At 61.6% G+C, this 16,374-nt stretch carries 16 protein-coding genes; 11 read left to right on the forward strand and 5 right to left on the reverse strand.

From position 1 onward, the window contains the following. Positions 1–26 precede the first annotated feature (26 nt). On the reverse strand, positions 27–929 hold the full coding sequence (locus tag J1W56_RS07760) for a LysR substrate-binding domain-containing protein (protein WP_223612737.1): 903 nt from the start codon (positions 927–929) through the stop codon (positions 27–29). A 139-nt stretch (positions 930–1,068) separates the two neighbouring features. Between J1W56_RS07760 and J1W56_RS07765 the strand changes: the two genes are divergently transcribed. From J1W56_RS07765 to J1W56_RS07810, 10 genes are all read left to right on the forward strand, one after another. Further along, positions 1,069–1,458 (forward strand): tautomerase family protein, encoded by a 390-nt coding sequence (locus J1W56_RS07765; protein ID WP_223612738.1) that lies wholly within the window; start codon positions 1,069–1,071, stop codon positions 1,456–1,458. A 32-nt stretch (positions 1,459–1,490) separates the two neighbouring features. Beyond that, positions 1,491–1,925, forward strand: coding sequence for a cupin domain-containing protein (locus J1W56_RS07770; RefSeq protein WP_223612739.1), 435 nt, complete (start codon positions 1,491–1,493; stop codon positions 1,923–1,925). Further along, a complete protein-coding gene (locus tag J1W56_RS07775; protein ID WP_223612740.1) occupies positions 1,922–2,485 on the forward strand; it encodes a DUF4865 family protein in 564 nt (187 codons plus the stop codon). The genes J1W56_RS07770 and J1W56_RS07775 overlap by 4 nt, the downstream gene beginning before the upstream one ends. Before the next feature lie 225 nt (positions 2,486–2,710). Further along, positions 2,711–3,580, forward strand: coding sequence for an outer membrane protein assembly factor BamD (locus tag J1W56_RS07780; protein ID WP_223612741.1), 870 nt, complete (start codon positions 2,711–2,713; stop codon positions 3,578–3,580). A 23-nt stretch (positions 3,581–3,603) separates the two neighbouring features. Continuing rightward, positions 3,604–5,283: a DNA repair protein RecN gene (recN, locus tag J1W56_RS07785; RefSeq protein ID WP_223612742.1), complete on the forward strand. Its 1,680-nt coding sequence runs from the start codon at positions 3,604–3,606 to the stop codon at positions 5,281–5,283. Between the two features lie 149 nt (positions 5,284–5,432). Continuing rightward, on the forward strand, positions 5,433–7,577 hold the full coding sequence (gene ligA / locus J1W56_RS07790; RefSeq protein ID WP_223612743.1) for an NAD-dependent DNA ligase LigA: 2,145 nt from the start codon (positions 5,433–5,435) through the stop codon (positions 7,575–7,577). Further along, complete coding sequence (locus J1W56_RS07795; protein ID WP_223612744.1) at positions 7,574–8,278, forward strand: DUF2461 domain-containing protein; 705 nt, start codon at positions 7,574–7,576, stop codon at positions 8,276–8,278. The genes ligA and J1W56_RS07795 overlap by 4 nt, the downstream gene beginning before the upstream one ends. A gap of 224 nt (positions 8,279–8,502) precedes the next feature. Then, on the forward strand, positions 8,503–10,767 hold the full coding sequence (locus J1W56_RS07800; protein WP_223612745.1) for a TonB-dependent hemoglobin/transferrin/lactoferrin family receptor: 2,265 nt from the start codon (positions 8,503–8,505) through the stop codon (positions 10,765–10,767). Positions 10,768–10,919: 152 nt separating this feature from the next. Further along, entirely contained in the window at positions 10,920–11,666 is a 747-nt protein-coding gene (locus J1W56_RS07805; RefSeq protein WP_223612746.1) for an AzlC family ABC transporter permease, read from the forward strand. 1 nt (position 11,667) lies between these two features. Further along, positions 11,668–11,964 (forward strand): AzlD family protein, encoded by a 297-nt coding sequence (locus J1W56_RS07810; RefSeq protein ID WP_130270011.1) that lies wholly within the window; start codon positions 11,668–11,670, stop codon positions 11,962–11,964. 1 nt (position 11,965) lies between these two features. Here the strand turns inward: J1W56_RS07810 and J1W56_RS07815 are convergent, their stop codons facing one another. The 4 genes from J1W56_RS07815 to J1W56_RS07830 form a co-directional block, all read right to left on the reverse strand. Further along, positions 11,966–13,792, reverse strand: coding sequence for an aminopeptidase P family protein (locus J1W56_RS07815; RefSeq protein ID WP_223612747.1), 1,827 nt, complete (start codon positions 13,790–13,792; stop codon positions 11,966–11,968). Between the two features lie 168 nt (positions 13,793–13,960). Continuing rightward, the gene (locus J1W56_RS07820) at positions 13,961–14,842 is read right to left on the reverse strand and encodes a 50S ribosomal protein L11 methyltransferase (RefSeq protein WP_223612748.1); all 882 of its coding nucleotides are present in this window, start codon (positions 14,840–14,842) and stop codon (positions 13,961–13,963) included. Positions 14,843–14,868: 26 nt separating this feature from the next. After that, entirely contained in the window at positions 14,869–15,462 is a 594-nt protein-coding gene (locus J1W56_RS07825) for an SCO family protein (protein ID WP_223612749.1), read from the reverse strand. 34 nt (positions 15,463–15,496) lie between these two features. Then, the gene (locus tag J1W56_RS07830; RefSeq protein ID WP_223612750.1) at positions 15,497–15,658 is read right to left on the reverse strand and encodes a hypothetical protein; all 162 of its coding nucleotides are present in this window, start codon (positions 15,656–15,658) and stop codon (positions 15,497–15,499) included. Positions 15,659–15,726: 68 nt separating this feature from the next. Between J1W56_RS07830 and J1W56_RS07835 the strand changes: the two genes are divergently transcribed. After that, complete coding sequence (locus J1W56_RS07835; protein ID WP_223612751.1) at positions 15,727–16,359, forward strand: DapH/DapD/GlmU-related protein; 633 nt, start codon at positions 15,727–15,729, stop codon at positions 16,357–16,359. The last annotated feature ends 15 nt before the right edge of the window (positions 16,360–16,374 follow it).

A 16,374-nucleotide genomic window follows, 5' to 3' on the forward strand; every position in this document is an offset into this window, starting at 1 on the left:
CGACACGCACCACCCGTTCAATCCCTCTAAGCGGCCTTTGCCCCCACGGGCACTGACTCGTGCAATGCCTGCAGGATGATCGATGCCAGCCGGGCCGTGACGGGCGACGGTTCCGCATCGGCCCGGTACAGGTCCAATCCCAGATTTGGCAGCAGGGGCAGCCCGTTTGCCCCAGGCGGTATCGCCTGCACCGTTCCCGGCAAGCCGATCGGCGTGCGGATGGTGAGGCCGAGCCCCGCCGCCGTTGCGGCCCACAGGCCGCCCAGGCTTGGACTGATGAACGCCAGGCGCCAGGCGATGCCGGCGCGATCCAGCGCATTGATGGCGGCGGTGCGCAACAGGCAGGGCGCTTCGAGGGCGGCCAGCGGCAGGGGTTCGGTGCCGGACTTCTGCCAGACCATGTCGGGATTGATGGAGCCGACCCAACACATGGGAACCTCCATGACGCGTTCGCTGTTGGATAGCGGTGCGCTGTTGTTCCAGGCCAGCGCGAGGTCGAGGCGGCCGGATGCGACGCGCTCAAGCAGCTCCGCATTGCGGGCCACGCGCGCTTCGATGCGCACCTTGGGATGGGCCCGCGCAAACTGCCCGAGAATATTGGGCAGCAGGGTTTCGCCGAAATCCTCCTGCAGGCCGAGCCGTACCCAGCCTTCCAGTTCGATGCCGTGAATGGCGCTCGCCGCTTCGTCGTTGAGGTCGAGCAGGCGCCTTGCATAGGCGAGCATCGTCTCGCCCGCGTCGGTCAGGGCAAGGCCGCGCCCGGATTTCTGGAAGATCGGCGTTCCCGCCTGCTGCTCCAGCTTTTTCAGTTGGGCGCTGACCGCAGAGGTCGACCGGCCAAGCCTGTCGGCTGCCTTGGCAAAACTGCCAAGGTCGACGCCCGTCGTGAAGGTTCGCAGAACATCCAGGTCGAATATGGTCCGGCGCATATTTATCGTCCAATTTTTCAGGATCATCGATCCATATATTTCTGATTATCAGGATGATTGTGCGGTGCTAGAACCATTCCGTCAAGTTCAATTGCGCTTCACACCATGTGCCGGGGCGCCAGACAAAGAGGATCGTTCCATGCCGTTCGCCCGTATTTCCCTCATGCAGGGCAAGTCTGATGATTATCTGAAAGCCGTGTCGGACAGCCTGTATCAGGCGATGATCGAGACGTTCAATGTTCCGCAGAACGATCTCTTCCAGGTCATCCACCAGCATCGCCCGAACGAGTTCATTTTCGACCGCCATTATCTCGGCGGCCCGCGCTCCGACGACTTCATCATCTTTGCCATCACCATCGGCAAACCCCGCGATACGGCGACGAAGAAGGCGTTCTACGAGCGGCTTGTCGAGAAGCTTGCGGTTTCTCCTGGCGTGCGCCCCGAGGATGTCATGATCATCATCAGCACGTCCTCGCGCGATGAATGGTCCTTCAGCAATGGCGGCATGCAGATGCTCGAAGTCGCCTGACCCGGCTTTTTCTCAGTACAGGAAATCAGTCCATGAACGACATAACCACGAAACCAAAGGCCTGTCCGGCGGAAATGACAATACGGCGGGCAGGGACGGCAATCGGACGCGCGCCGGAGGGCATATCCTCCGCGCCGTTCTGGGCGGAAATGCTTTTGGAAAGCGAAAGCGAAGGTGAGAACACCGTGATGCGTGCCACCGTCGACCCTTCGGTCATCACCCATTGGCACACCCATCCGCGCGGACAGTTTCTCTATGTCCTGTCCGGCGTCGGCGTTGCCCAGAGGGACGGCGGACCGGTTGAAGAACTGCGGGCCGGGGATTGCGTCTGGTTCGCTCCGGATGAACGCCATTGGCACGGCGCCAGCGCTGACAGCGCGTTCTCCTATGTCAGCATTCAGGCCGTGCATGACGGCAAGTCGGTGCATTGGCTTGAACCCGTCATACGACAAGGAGAACGATCATGATCGCGATGCAATACAGTTTCACCCTGCCTGCCGATTATGACATGGGGATCATCGACCGGCGGATCGCCGAGAAGGGGCATCTGCTCGACAACTATCCGCATCTGCGCTTCAAGGCCTATCTGTCGGCCCGCCGCACGGATGCAACCCGCAGCCGCGACAACCTCTATGCGCCGTTTTATCTGTGGGACGATGTGGAGGGCTTGAACAATTTTCTCGGCGGGGACGGGTTTGCCGGCGTGTCGGGCGCGTTCGGCCGGCCGCAGGTAAAGTCCTGGTTTGTCTGGCAGGCCTTCGTGTCGCCCGACGTGTCGCAGGCGGCGTTTGCGACGCGGGAGATTGCGCCGGTCGACGCCTCCATACCCCTGGGCGAAAGACGCAAACAGGAAAGCGGGCGGGTGTTACGGGATGGCGAAGACAACGGTATTCTTGCATCCGTGGCGGGTTTCGAGCCGGCCACATGGACGGTGGTGCGTTTCCGGCTGTGGGCTGCGGAGCAGCCGGAACAGGCCGATGAAGCGACCCGGATTTACCGGGTAGGGCATATGTCGCTGCCGAAATAAGGGAATATGTTCTTTTCTCAACTCATTTCTGCCTCCGCCACAAATTTGGACGAATAGATGGCAATAAGATTGCTGATTCTGTTGGCTTGTGGTTTAAGAACGCGCAACTGACAGTGAGTTTGACAGTATCTAGAGCATGATGCGCAAACGTGATATCGGATTTGCGCAGAATGCTCTAATTTCTTGAATGGGGCCTAAGACAGAATGGCGAGTTGCAGAATGTCGATGAGTGCAGGGTTTGGCAGCAAGGCCCGGTTGGCCCTTCTTATGGCGTCCGTTGCCGGTGCAACAGCCATTTCCGGTTGTGCTTCGAACGATAAGGACCTCGACCTGTCGGCCTATGTCGACACAATCGAGCCTGCCGATGTGCTGTACAATCAGGCCCTCGCCAATCTGAATGCCGGGCGCCTCGACGAGGCCGCCAAGAAGTTCGATGCCGTCGACCGCCAGCATCCCTATTCCGAATTCGCCCGCAAGGCGCTGGTGATGGGGGCTTTCGCCAATTACCGTGCCGGCAAGTATGACGACTCGCTCGCCATGACCAAGCGCTACATCGCGCTGTATCCGACGCAGCCGGAAGCCGCCTACGCCTATTACATCACCGGCCTGTGCTACTACCGCCAGATCCCGGACGTGACGCGCGAACAGACCATGACACGCCGCTCCATCACGGCGTTCAATGAAGTCGTCGAGCGTTTCCCGCAGTCGGAATATGTCGATGATTCCAAGGAAAAGATCCGTTTCGGCCGCGACCAGCTCGCCGGCAAGGAAATGCAGGTCGGCCGCTATTATCTGGAACGCAAGGAATATCTGGCGTCGATCAAGCGCTTCCGCGGCGTTGTCGAACAATATTCCAACACCCGCCATGTCGAAGAAGCACTGGCGCGTCTGACGGAAGCCTATTATGCGCTGGGTCTGACCAGCGAGGCGCAGTCGGCCGCAGCGGTGCTCGGACAGAACTACCCGGACAGCCAGTGGTACAAGGACAGCTACAAGCTGCTGCAGAGCGGCGGTCTGGAGCCACGCCAGAATGCCGGTTCCTGGCTGTCACAGGCTGCCCAGACGATCGTGGGCAGCAAGAAAAATGGCGCCTGATCCACTATTAACCTGAGCGATTCATGCTTTCGCACCTGTCGATCCGCGATATTGTTCTGATTGAACGGCTCGACATTGAGTTTCGCGATGGCTTGTCGGTACTCACCGGCGAGACCGGCGCCGGAAAATCCATCCTTCTCGATGCCTTGTCGCTCGCCCTCGGCGCGCGCGGCGATGCCTCGCTGGTGCGCCACGGCGCGGAGCAGGGGCAGGTGACGGCCGTGTTCGACGTGGCCGGTGCCCATCCTGCCCGCGAACTCCTGCGCGACAACGACATCAGCGATGACGGCGACATCATCCTGCGCCGCGTGCAGACATCGGATGGCCGCAGCCGCGTCTTCATCAACGATCAGGCCGCAAGCGTCACGCTGTTGAAGGAGCTCGGCCGGAGACTGGTCGAAATCCATGGCCAGCACGATGACCGCGCGCTGATTGATATCGATATTCACCGCTCGCTCCTCGACGCTTTCGGTTCGCTGGAAACCAAGGCGGCAACGGTCCGCTCATTGCACAAGACCTGGCGGGATGCGGAAAACACGCTGGTGCGGCATCGCGCCAAGGTTGAGGCGGCGACGCGCGAGGCGGATTATCTGCGCGCCTCCGTCGACGAGCTGACAAAGCTCGATCCGGAGCCGCTGGAAGAAGAGGCGCTGGCCACCAGGCGCACGGAAATGATGCGCTCGGAAAAGATTGCGGGCGATGTCAACGATGCCAACGAGGTGCTGTCCGGCTCCGGTTCGCCGGTGCCGTCGCTGGCGAGCCTCGTGCGGCGGCTGGAGCGCAAGGTGCCGGAAGCGCCGCAACTGCTGGAACCGGTGGTCAAGGCCATTGACGAGGCGCTCAACGCCCTGACGGAAGCGCAGAACGGCATTGAACAGGCCATCCGTGCCATTGATTTCGATCCGCGTATTCTCGAGCAGACGGAAGAGCGGCTTTTCGCGCTGCGCGGTGCCGCCCGCAAATATTCCGTACCGGTGGACGATCTCGCCGGCCTGCGCGACAGGATGGATGCGGATCTCGCGGATATCGATGCGGGCGCCGAGCGGCTTGGCGCGCTGGAAAAGGAAGCTGTTGCAGCGCGGGCCGCCTATGACGAAGCGGCGGCGATCCTGTCACGGGAACGGCACGAAACCGCCGGTCACCTCAAGGCAGCCGTCATGGCCGAGCTTCCCGCTTTGAAACTGGAGCGGGCCGAATTCATCGTCGAGATGGCGGCGGACCCGGAAAACCGCCTGCCCGAGGGCATCGATACGGTCGAATACTGGGTGCGGACCAATCCCGGCACCCGGGCTGGGCCGATGATGAAGGTGGCGTCGGGCGGCGAGCTGTCGCGTTTCCTGCTGGCACTCAAAGTGGCGCTGGCCGATCGCGGTTCGGCGCCGACACTGGTGTTCGACGAAATCGACACGGGGGTTGGCGGTGCCGTGGCCGATGCCATCGGCCAGCGCCTGCGCCGCCTGTCGGACCGGGTGCAGGTGCTGTCGGTCACCCATGCGCCGCAGGTGGCGGCACGGGCGCAGACGCATTTTCTCATCGCCAAATCCGCCAGGGGCGATGACCGTGTTGCCACGTCCATCCATGCGATGGAAACGGGCGACCGCCAGGAAGAGATTGCCCGGATGCTGGCCGGTGCCAGCGTTACGGATGAAGCACGTGCCGCCGCGGTGCGGCTTCTGCGTGAGAACAGCGCCGCTGCCTCCTGAGCTCGTCGAACCACGCACCATCTTCATGCAGGGCGGGTTGTGGCAGGAGCTGACTGCAACCTGCGGATCCTGCTGATTTTGAACGGTGCATTTGCGCGCCGCTTCAGTTAATCTCCCGCCGAATCCGTATTTTCAGCGTCGGACAGGCCATGGCAGACATTCCCGTAGAAGAATTGAGCGAAGCAGAAGCGGCAGAGGAACTCGGCCGTCTGGCTGCGGAGATTGCCCAGCACGACTACCGCTACAACACGGAAGATGCGCCGACGATATCCGATGGCGAATATGACGCCCTGCGGCGGCGGAACCTTGCCATCGAGCAGCGTTTCCCGCACCTGAAGCGCGAGGATTCCCCCTCGAACAAGGTGGGCGCGACGGTCTCTGAAAAGTTCGGCAAGGTCACGCATTCCATTCCGATGCTGTCGCTGGATAACGCCTTTTCCGATCAGGACGTGCAGGATTTTGTCGACCGCATCCGCCGCTTCCTTAAGCTGGGCGCCAGCGCGCCTGTTGAAATCACCGCCGAACCGAAGATCGACGGACTGTCCCTGTCGCTGCGCTACGAGATGGGCCGTCTGGTCACCGCCGCCACCCGCGGCGACGGCACGACGGGTGAAAACGTCACGCTCAACGCCCGCACGGTCGCGAGCATTCCGAATGTATTGAACGGCAATCCGCCGGAGGTGCTGGAGGTGCGCGGCGAAGTCTATATGAGCCATGTGGATTTTGCCGCGCTGAACGAACGCCAGACGCAGGATGGCAAGCCGGTCTTCGCCAATCCGCGCAATGCGGCGGCGGGATCGCTGCGCCAGCTCGACGCGACGATCACCGCATCGCGGCCGCTGCAGTTTTTCGCCTATGCCTGGGGCGAGGTCAGCGCCATGCCTGCAGCAACGCAGATGGGCATGGTGGAGGCGTTCAAGTCCTACGGCTTCCGCGTCAATCCGCTGATGCAGAAGTTCGAGACGGTGGATGGCCTGGTCAGGCATTATCACCAGATCGAGGAACAGCGTGCGACGCTGGGCTATGATATCGACGGCGTTGTCTACAAGGTCGATGATCTCGCTTTGCAGCAGCGGCTGGGCTTTGTCTCCCGCAGCCCGCGCTGGGCCATTGCCCACAAGTTCCCGGCGGAACAGGCAATCACCATCCTCCGCGGTATCGACATTCAGGTCGGGCGGACGGGCGCGCTGACCCCTGTCGCCCGGCTTGAACCGGTGACGGTCGGCGGTGTCGTCGTCACCAATGTGACCCTGCACAACGAGGACTACATCAAAGGCATCGGCCAGAACGGCCAGCCGGTCCGCGAGGGGCGGGACCTGCGCGTCGGCGATACCGTCGTGGTGCAGCGGGCGGGCGACGTCATCCCGCAGATCGTCGATATCGTCGCGGACAAGCCGCGCGGCCCGTCCGCCTATGTCTTCCCGGATACCTGCCCGGCCTGCGGCTCGCATGCGGTGCGCGAGGAGGGGGAAGTGGTCCGGCGCTGCACCGGCGGGCTGATCTGCCCGGCGCAGGCGGTGGAGCGCATCCGGCACTTCGTCTCGCGCAATGCCTTCGACATCGAGGGGCTTGGCGAAAAGCAGGTCGAGTTCTTCTTCAAATCCGACGATCCGGCCCTGCATATCGGCACGCCTGCGGATATTTTCACCCTGAAGAAACGCCAGGCGGCATCGCTGGCCAAGCTGGAAAACATCGAAGGTTTCGGCGCTGTCTCCGTCAAGAAACTCTATGACGCGATCGATGACCGGCGGCAGGTGGCGCTGAGCCGCTTCATCTATGGTCTGGGCATTCGCCATGTCGGCGAGGTCAATGCCAAGCGGCTGGCCAAGGCCTATCGCTCCTATGCGGCGCTAGCAGCCGTTGCGCAGGCAGCGACCCTGCCGGCGGACAAGTCCGACAAGGGCAACGACGCCTGGCGCGAGCTCAATGATGTCGAGGGCATCGGCAGCATCGTGGCCGAGGCACTCGTCGATTTCTATGCGGAAGAGCACAACCGGACGGCGCTGGCTGCCCTGCTGGCGGAAGTCACGCCGCTGGACGAAGAGGTGCGCACCGTCAGCAATTCGCCGGTTGTCGGCAAGACCATTGTCTTCACCGGTTCGCTGGAGCGCATGTCGCGCGACGAGGCGAAAGCCATGGCCGAACGCTACGGCGCCAAGACGGCCGGGTCCGTCTCGAAAAAGACCGATCTGGTGGTGGCCGGGCCGGGCGCCGGCTCCAAGCTGACGCAGGCACAGTCCCTTGGCATCGAAGTCATCGATGAAGATGCCTGGTTTACCCTGGTGGGCGCATGAGCGAGCCGGTTTTCAAAGGGTTTGGCGACAAGGCGCTGCCTTTCCTGAAGGCGCTTGATTTTCACCAGAACCGCGAATGGTTCGTTGAGAACAAGGATCTGTTCGAAGCCCATCTGCTCGAGCCGCTGGGCGACCTGATCGATGATCTGATCGCCCGGTTTGAAAAGGCCGGATTGCCGTTCAAGGGGGACCGCAAGAAATCGCAGTTCCGCATCAAGCGGGACACGCGCTTTGCCAAGGACAAGAGCCCCTACAACCGGCATCTCTCCGCACTGCTTTCGCCCGATGGCAGCAAATGGGCCGAATCGGGCTGTTTCTACGTCTGCGTCGGCCTTGCGGACTACAAGGGCTGCTATGCCGCCGTCGCGTGGTGGCAGCAGAAGCCGGAGCTTCTCGCAGCCATGCGCAAGGCCATCGTCGACAAGCCGGAGAACTACCGCGCCATGGTGGCCGCATTGAAAAAGGGCGGACTGACCTTAAGCGATTACGACCGCCTGAAGCGCACACCGCGCGGCTTCGAAACGGTGACCGATCCCGACCTCGTCGAAGCCCTGCGCAACCGGCATTTCGTCGTGCGCCATCCCATTGATCCGGACGGCATTACCTCGCCGGCGCTTGCCGATGAACTCTTCGCCTTTGCATTGAAGGCCAAGCCGCTTATCGACTGGGGAAAAAAGATCGAGGGAACGCTGGTTTCCTGATGTGCCGACGGGACAAATGTGGTGCTGCGGCAACACCGTTCCGGCCAATAAATCGGCCTGAAATAATTGGTGTATTTAATATTGACTTTTATAGTCATGTTTTTGTACTGAACAAATGTACAGCGTGAATACACGCAGATAATTTCCGCTCAGCAAGCCATGAACACGGCGCGGTCTTCGCGCTCAACGTTAAGCCAGCCAAGCATTCTCTCGGGGGTTTGGATATGGTTTTGACACGGAACATGCTTGCGCGCCTGATGTGCGGTAGCGCGGGTACCTTGCTGGTTGTGGGGTTGGGCACGGGCGCAGCGTTTGCCCAAAGCGCACCGGCAACCGGTGAAACAATCGAGCTGGCGCCGATTGTGCTCAAGCGCAATCAGAGCGGCACGGAGGCGACGCCGCTGACGACGACGACCGAGCGGGAAACCATCCAGAAACGGATGGTCGATAATTTCCAGGATCTGGGCCGCCGGGTCGATGCGGGCGTCAACTTCAATTCCACCTCGAAGAGTATCAATCTGCGCGGTCTCGACCAGGACCGGGTGCTGACGACGATCGATGGCATCCGCGTGCCGTGGATTTCCGATCCGCGCGGAACGCAGGGCGGTCTCGACGGCTTCGATTTCGACGGGCTCTCCAAGATTGACATCACCAAGGGCGCCGACTCAAGCCGCTACGGTTCGGGCGCGCTGGGCGGGGTTGTCCAGATGCGCACGCTCGACCCGTCCGATGTCATCAGCGATGGGCGCAATTGGGGCGTTCTGACCAAGGGCACCTATGACAGCGGCGACAAAAGCTGGCGCACCAATGCGGCGGTGGCAGCCCGTGCGGGCAACACGGAATTCCTCGTGCAGGGCGGTTATCGCCAGGGCCACGAAAAGGACACCCCCGGTGATATCGGCGGTTATGGCACTGGACGGACCGAGGCCAATCCGCTCGATTACGATCAGGGCAATGTGCTGGTAAAACTCTACCAGAATGTCGAAGGCGGCCATCGTTTCGGCCTGACCGGCGAAATCTTCAAAAAGGATTCCGATTCGGACAATTTCATCGGAACGACATCGGCCTATGTGCCCGACAGCTTCAAGTCCGGCGAGACTTATGAACGCAAGCGCATTTCCGGCAGCTATGATTACATCGCCCCGGACAAGGGCGGCTGGGTGGATGAGGCGCACGCCGTTGCCTACTGGACGCAGCAGACCCTGACCAATACGACCGATGCAATTCGCTTGCCGGATGCCAGGGCGCGGATCATTCGCGGCGACCCGTTCCGCTATGGCTTCCCCTCGGGCGTGTACAAGCGCGACAACGAGCTGAACCTCGATGCCTATGGCTTTACCGGCTATGTGGTCAAGGAAGCCGAGATCGGCGACATCAGGCACAAGTTCCGTATCGGTACGGAAATCTACCGGCAGAACATGCATCAGTACGCGGCGGGCGTCGACAATTGCCCGAGCGTCGACTGGAGCAAATTGCCCCAGCCTTTCGGCCCGCAGACCTGCCGCATGCTGCATGCCAACAGTTCCGATATGCCCGACGTGCAGTCGACCGGATTCGGCATCTATGCCGAGGATGATATCGAGCTTCTGAATGGCCGTCTGACCCTGACGCCGGGCGGGCGTTTCGACTGGTACGAGCACAATCCGCAGTCGACCGCAGCCTATGAGCATGGCCCCAACTTTAACGGGACACTGCCGGCGTCCAACAGCGACTCGCGCTTTACGCCGAAGCTGCGGGCGACCTATCACGCCACCAGCGAGCTTGATTTCTATGTGCAGTGGGCTCAGGGCTTCCGCGCGCCGTCCGCGCAGGAACTGTTCCAGAACTACGGCGCGCCCGGTTCCTATGCCCGTGTCGGCAATCCCGGCCTGAAGGCGGAGACCAGCAACGGTTTCGAGGTTGGCGCCAAGTATGAGAGCGACAGATATGCGCTGTCGGCCAGCGTCTTCAACAATTACTACCGCAACTTCATCGACACCGTGACCATTGCACCGCCCGGCGGCGAGTATCCGGTTGGCGGCATCACCGGTTATGCCAATCTCAATCGCGTGCAGATCTACGGTGCCGAACTCAATGGCCGCGTCAATTTCGCCGAGAACTGGGTGACATGGGCATCGGTTGCCGTCTCGCAGGGCAAGAACACCGAAACCCAGGAATATCTGAACTCCATCCCGCCGATCCGCGCGATTGTCGGCCTCGGCTACAACGCCGACAGCTGGGGTGCCGATGTTTCGCTGACGATGGCTGCAGCGCGCGACAAGGTCAGTGGCGGCGGTTTCGTTGCTCCAGGCTATGGCATCGTCGATACGACAGCCTATTGGGAGCCGAAGTTTGCCAAGGGCATGAAGCTCCAGGCCGGTGTCTTCAACGTCTTCGACAAGAAATACTGGAATGCCACGGATGTCCCGAACGATATCAATCTCGCGGTGGCCGACCGCTACGCCGAAGTGGGCCGCAGCTTCCGCATTTCGCTGACCCAGAAGTTCTGAGTTCAGCCGATAGCCGGGTCTGGTGTGCGTGTCGAAACACGCACACTATCGACGCAGTTGGCCAGGCCGTTCGACGCTGCAGCAACATTGATGATAGCGATCAACAATTCTCACGTGACAGGCTGGCCAACCTGCCTTAGACCACGCTCATCATGAGCGAACAAACATATCAAGACGAAACCACCGTTGCGCGGCGGGCAGGCTTTGGCGTGGAATTCTGGCAGGGGTTCCGTCGTGGGCTTCCCGTGATGATTGCCTCGGCGCCATTCGGCCTGCTGTTCGGCGCGCTTGCCATCGATAACGGCTTTACCGTGTTTGAAGCGGTGCTGATGAGCGCGGCGATTTTTGGCGGTGCGAGCCAGATGGTCGGCATCGAACTGTTCGGCCACAATATTCCGGCCTGGCTGATCGTCTTTTCCATCTTCGCGGTCAACTTCCGCCATGTGCTGTATTCGGCTGCCGTCGGCCGCCGCATCGGTCATTTCACCATTCCCGAAAGCCTGCTGAGCTATTTCCTGCTGACCGATCCGCAATATGCCGAGACCGAAAAGCGGGCGGAGTCCGGCGTGCCCGTCACCTTTGCCTGGTATCTCGGCGTGGCGACGCCGATCTATGTGATGTGGGTGGTGGAAGCGTGGATCGGCGGGCTCTTCGGCAATCTGATCAAGGATCCGCATGCGCTGGGGATCGACATGCTGCTGCCGATCTATTTTCTCGGCCTGGTCATGGGTTTCCGCAAACGCTCCAACTGGGCGCCCATCGTTATCGCCAGCGGCATCGCATCGATTGTGGCGGCCAAGACCATCGGCTCGCCCTGGCATGTCAGCATCGGCGCGCTCGCGGGTATCCTGACCGCCGTGATCGTGGCGAAACCCGATAAAACTACGGGGGAGAACTGAGATGTCGACGATCTTCTGGATCATCCTGGCCGGTGCCGTGCTGACGTTCCTGACCCGCATCGGCGGTCATCTCGTCCTGTCGCGCTTCGACCGCGTGCATCCGCGCGTCGAAGTGGCGCTCAATGCCGTGCCTGCTGCGGTTCTGACGACGCTGGTCGCGCCCGCCATCGCCACGGCGGACTGGCGCGGCGTGGTTGCGCTGGTGTTTGCCGGGCTGGTTTCCCTGCGGTTCAATGCGCTGACGATGTTTCTCGCCGGCGCAGCCATGATCATCCTGCTGCGCCAGCTTCCCGTATAAATTACCCGAGCGGTTCGGTTGCCTTGATCAGCCAGTCGCGGTCAGCCGCGCTGGTGTGCGGCAGCAGAACCTTGCGCACCTGTGCGTGATAGGAATCGAGCCATACCAGCTCTTCCCGGATCAGCAGGCTGGTATCGATCAGGCGCTTGTCGATCGGGCAGAACGTGATCGTTTCGAAACCCATCATCGGGATATCGCCGCCCTCGGGCACGACAGGTTCCGTGACAATGAGCAGGTTTTCCGTGCGGATGCCGTAGCCGCCGGGCTTGTAGTAGCCGGGTTCGTTGGACAGGATCATGCCGGGCAGCAGTTCGTGCGTGCCGCGCTTGGAAATGCTCTGCGGACCCTCATGCACCGACAGGAACGAGCCGACGCCATGGCCGGTGCCGTGGCCGTAATCATAGCCCTGCTTCCACAGGGCGATACGGGCGAGTACGTCGATGTCCATGCCGCGCGTGCCCTTGGGGAAGCGCGCGGTGGTGATGGCGATGACGCCTTTGAGCACCAGTGTGAACTTGCGTTTCATGTCGTCCGTCGGCTTGCCGACCGGCAGGGTACGGGTGATATCGGTCGTGCCGTCGCGGTACTGGCCGCCGCTGTCGATCAGATAGAGCTCGCCATCCTGCAACTTACGGTTTGACTGGGTGTTGACGCGGTAATGGGCAAAGGCGCCATTCGGACCAGCACCGGATATGCTGTCGAACGAAAGGTTTTCCAGCGGCATCTGGAACCCTTCGGCCACGCTGCGGCGGGTTTCCTCCAGCTTCTTCGCCGCATCGATCTCGTCGATGGTGCCGGGTGCCTGCGCGTCGACCCAGGCCAGGAATGACACCATGGCAATGCCGTCGCGCTCATGCGCTTTGCGTGCGCCGGCCAGTTCAGCGGCGTTTTTCAGGGCGCGGGGCAGGCGGGCAGGATCCGTACCTTCGACAATCCTGCCGCCGGCATGGTCGACCACGAGCCGCAGTTTTTCCGCCGCGAGCGCCGGGTCGAGCATCACGGCCTTGCCCTGTGCGCCGAGGCTGGCGACATCAGCTTCAAGGGCCGATGGCGGGCGCAGCGTTGAGAGCTGGGTCAGGTAAGCCTCCGTCTCGATTGGCAGCTTGCGCTTGTCGATGAAGAGCAGCGGTTCGCCGGACACCGGGATGATGGCGAAGGACAGGGGCAGCGGCGTGTTGCTGACGTCGTTGCCGCGGATGTTGAAGGCCCAGGCAATGGAGGAGGGATCGGTCAGGACGGTTGCGTCAGCCTTGGCCTTCTCCACCGCTTCGGCCAGTTCCTTCAACTTGTCGCTGGCGAGTTTCCCGGCATATTTTTCCGGCTGGATGGTCACGGCTTCGAGCGGCGGGGCAGGCTGGTTTTCCCAGACCAGATCGACCAGATTGTGCTCGACCGCCACCAACGTGCCGCTATTGGCTTCCAGCGCTTCGCGCAGCGCCTTGGTTTCGGCAATGGTGTGCAGCCACGGGTCGAAGCCGATGGTCAGTTTGCGGCCGCTGTTGCGCAGCCAGACCGGTGGCGGGGTTTCCACCAGGCTTTCCACGCTGAAAACCGCCGGGTCGGTCTGCTCGGCTGCCTGCAGCGTGTAGCGGCCGTCGACAAAGAGATGCGCCTTGTTTTTCAGGACAAGCACGACACCGGCGGAACCGGTGAAACCGGTCAGCCAGGCCAGGCGCTGGGCGCGCGGCGGTACATATTCGCCCTGGTGTTCGTCCGCACGGGGAACGAGAAAACCGTCAAGACCGAGGGATTCGAGTTCGGCGCGCAGCTTGGCGACGCGCGGGGCGCCGGTGGCCGGATTGCTGACGACCTCAAACGACTGGAACATGGTGATGCAAACCTCTGCTGTTGGGTGATGGAACCTATCTTTCGATCACGGCGGAGGCAATGGAGGCGCGCGGTTTGCACCGGGTTTTTCAAGACGGCACGCGCCAAAGAACCGGGCACATCGTCTGCGCCGTCTCAAACAAAGGGCAGCGAAAGCTGCCCTTTTGATTCAGTAGGTGGATTTCGCCTTGAGGTGCAGGGTGACCCAGCCCTCGCGCCGCAGCGTTTTCTGATGGAAAAGCCCCTGTACGCGATAGGCCGCCAGCACCTTGTCACGCTGGGTTTCCAGAATGCCGGAGAGAATGAGGGAACCGCCCCAGGCCAGATGCTTGCGCATCTCAGGCGCGAGCTGCATCAGCGGGCGGGCGAGGATATTGGCGACGATCAGGTCGAACGGCGCGGCAAAGCGCATGGCCGGGTGATGGAAGCCCGTGGCCGTCTCCGTCTGGACGCGCGCGGCGACGCCGTTCTTCACCACGTTGTCCTGCGCCACCGCCACCGCCACCGGATCGATATCCGTCGCCAGAACCGGAATGGGGGCAAGCTTGGCAATGCCGATGGCCAGCACGGCGCTGCCGGTGCCCAGATCCAGCGCATTGCGCGGATGTTCGCGGCGGATCACCTCGCCGATCATGTCGAGGCAGCCGGAGGTCGTGCCGTGGTGGCCGGTGCCGAAGGCAAGACCGGCGTCGATCTCGATGCCGAGGTCGTTGATGCGGCGTTTGTCGCGGTCGTGCGAGCCGTGCACGAAGAACCGTCCGGCACGCACCGGCGAGAGGCCTTCGAGCGAATGGGCGACCCAATCGATATCGGGTACCTGTTCGCGCTGCACGTCGAGGCTGAAGGCATGGCTGTCCAGGATATCGCGGATGCGCGGCTCGATCTCGTCGGGCTCGAACGTATAGACCGAGACGTCGAAGATTTCCGCATCCTCGTCCACTTCGAAAGTGGAAATCGGCAGGCCATCCTCTTCGAAGGCAAGCTGCAGCAGGTCGAACACGCGGTCGGCTTCGATCTTGCCAGCGGTGAGGAACAGGCGGGTCTGGGTCATCGGGTCGGATACTTTCGGGGTAGTCTCTAGCTCTTGGCCAGACGTTTCAGCTTTGCCACAGCCGTATCAGGATTTTCGCCATAGGCAATGGTGCCGAAGAAACCGCCCTTGCTATCCAGAAGAAAGACCGAGGCGGTGTGGTCCATGGTGTAGTCACTGCCTTGGGTGGGAACCTTGCGCGCATAGACGCTGTAGCCCTTGAGCATCGCCGCCATCTTGTCCGGATCGCCGGTTATGCCGGTGATGCGGTCCGAGACATTGCCGACATAGGTTTTCATGACGTCGGCGGTATCGCGCTCGGGATCGACGGTGACGAAATAGGCGTTGATATTCTGGCCTTCAGGCCCGAGCTGCTTCAGCCAGGCATCGAGTTCGAACAGGGTGGTCGGGCAGATTTCCGGGCAATGGGTGAAGCCGAAGAACACCGCCGACGGTTTTTGGCGGAACGCCGCCTCGGTGACCGGCTCGCCGTTCATGGTCACAAGCTGAAACGGTACGCCGAAGGGGCCGGCATTGGCGGAGCCCGGCTGATGCCGGTAGGACTGGAACGTGATCCATCCGGCCGCGGCGGCCAGCAGCATGATCGCCACGACAAGAAACGGCATCAGACGTCTGTTCATAAGTACATTTCCTCTGGGGGCTGCGTTGGCGCTTCTATATGCACCAGGAAAGACCAGCCTGGATCAGCGACAGGAAGATCGTATCGCCATGGTTGAACCATGCGGCAAAGGTTGCTCCCGTCGCCATGGCTGCAAAGAGTGCCAGTGTCGTGTAGAGCGTCAATCGCGATGGGCTGATGGAATAGGATGATTTCATGCGGGGATTATAGGATTTCACCGGCTTTTATGCAAAAGAATTGCCGCAACCTTATTTGAGAAAGCACGATGGCTGATCCCGACGACCTCCGCTTCCAGAATCCCGAACCGCGCATCCACCCGACGGCACAGCTCAAGGGCGTCAAGCTCGGCCGTTTCGCCGAGGTCAGCGAGCGGGTGATCCTGCGCGACGTGACGATGGGGGATTTTTCCTACATCGAACGCCACAGCGAAGGCATCTATGCGGATATAGGCCGCTTCTGCTCCATCGCGTCCAATACGCGCATCAACGCGCTGGAACATCCGATGGAACGGCTGACCACCCACAAGGTGAGCTATCGCCCCAATGAGTTTTTCCGGTATCAGGGGGTCGATTTCGGTTTCCGTGCCCGGCGGCAGGCCAAGCGCGTCAGCATCGGCCATGATGTGTGGATCGGCCATGGCGCCGTCATTATGCCCGGCATCAGCATCGGCCACGGCGCGGTGATCGGTGCCAATGCGGTGGTGACCAAAAACGTGGCGCCCTACACCATCGTCGCGGGCAATCCGGCGCGCCTGATCCGTCCGCGTTTTCCCGCCGCCATTGCCGAGCGCCTGATGGCGCTGGCCTGGTGGGACTGGCCCGCGACGACGATTTTCGAGGCCATCCCCGATATCCAGTCGCTGGGCATCGAGGATTTTCTGGCGAAGTGGGAACGATAGGAGCGGCGGGCCGTT

The organism is Phyllobacterium calauticae (genome assembly GCF_019991125.1).
GTDB classification, from domain to species: domain Bacteria; phylum Pseudomonadota; class Alphaproteobacteria; order Rhizobiales; family Rhizobiaceae; genus Phyllobacterium; species Phyllobacterium calauticae.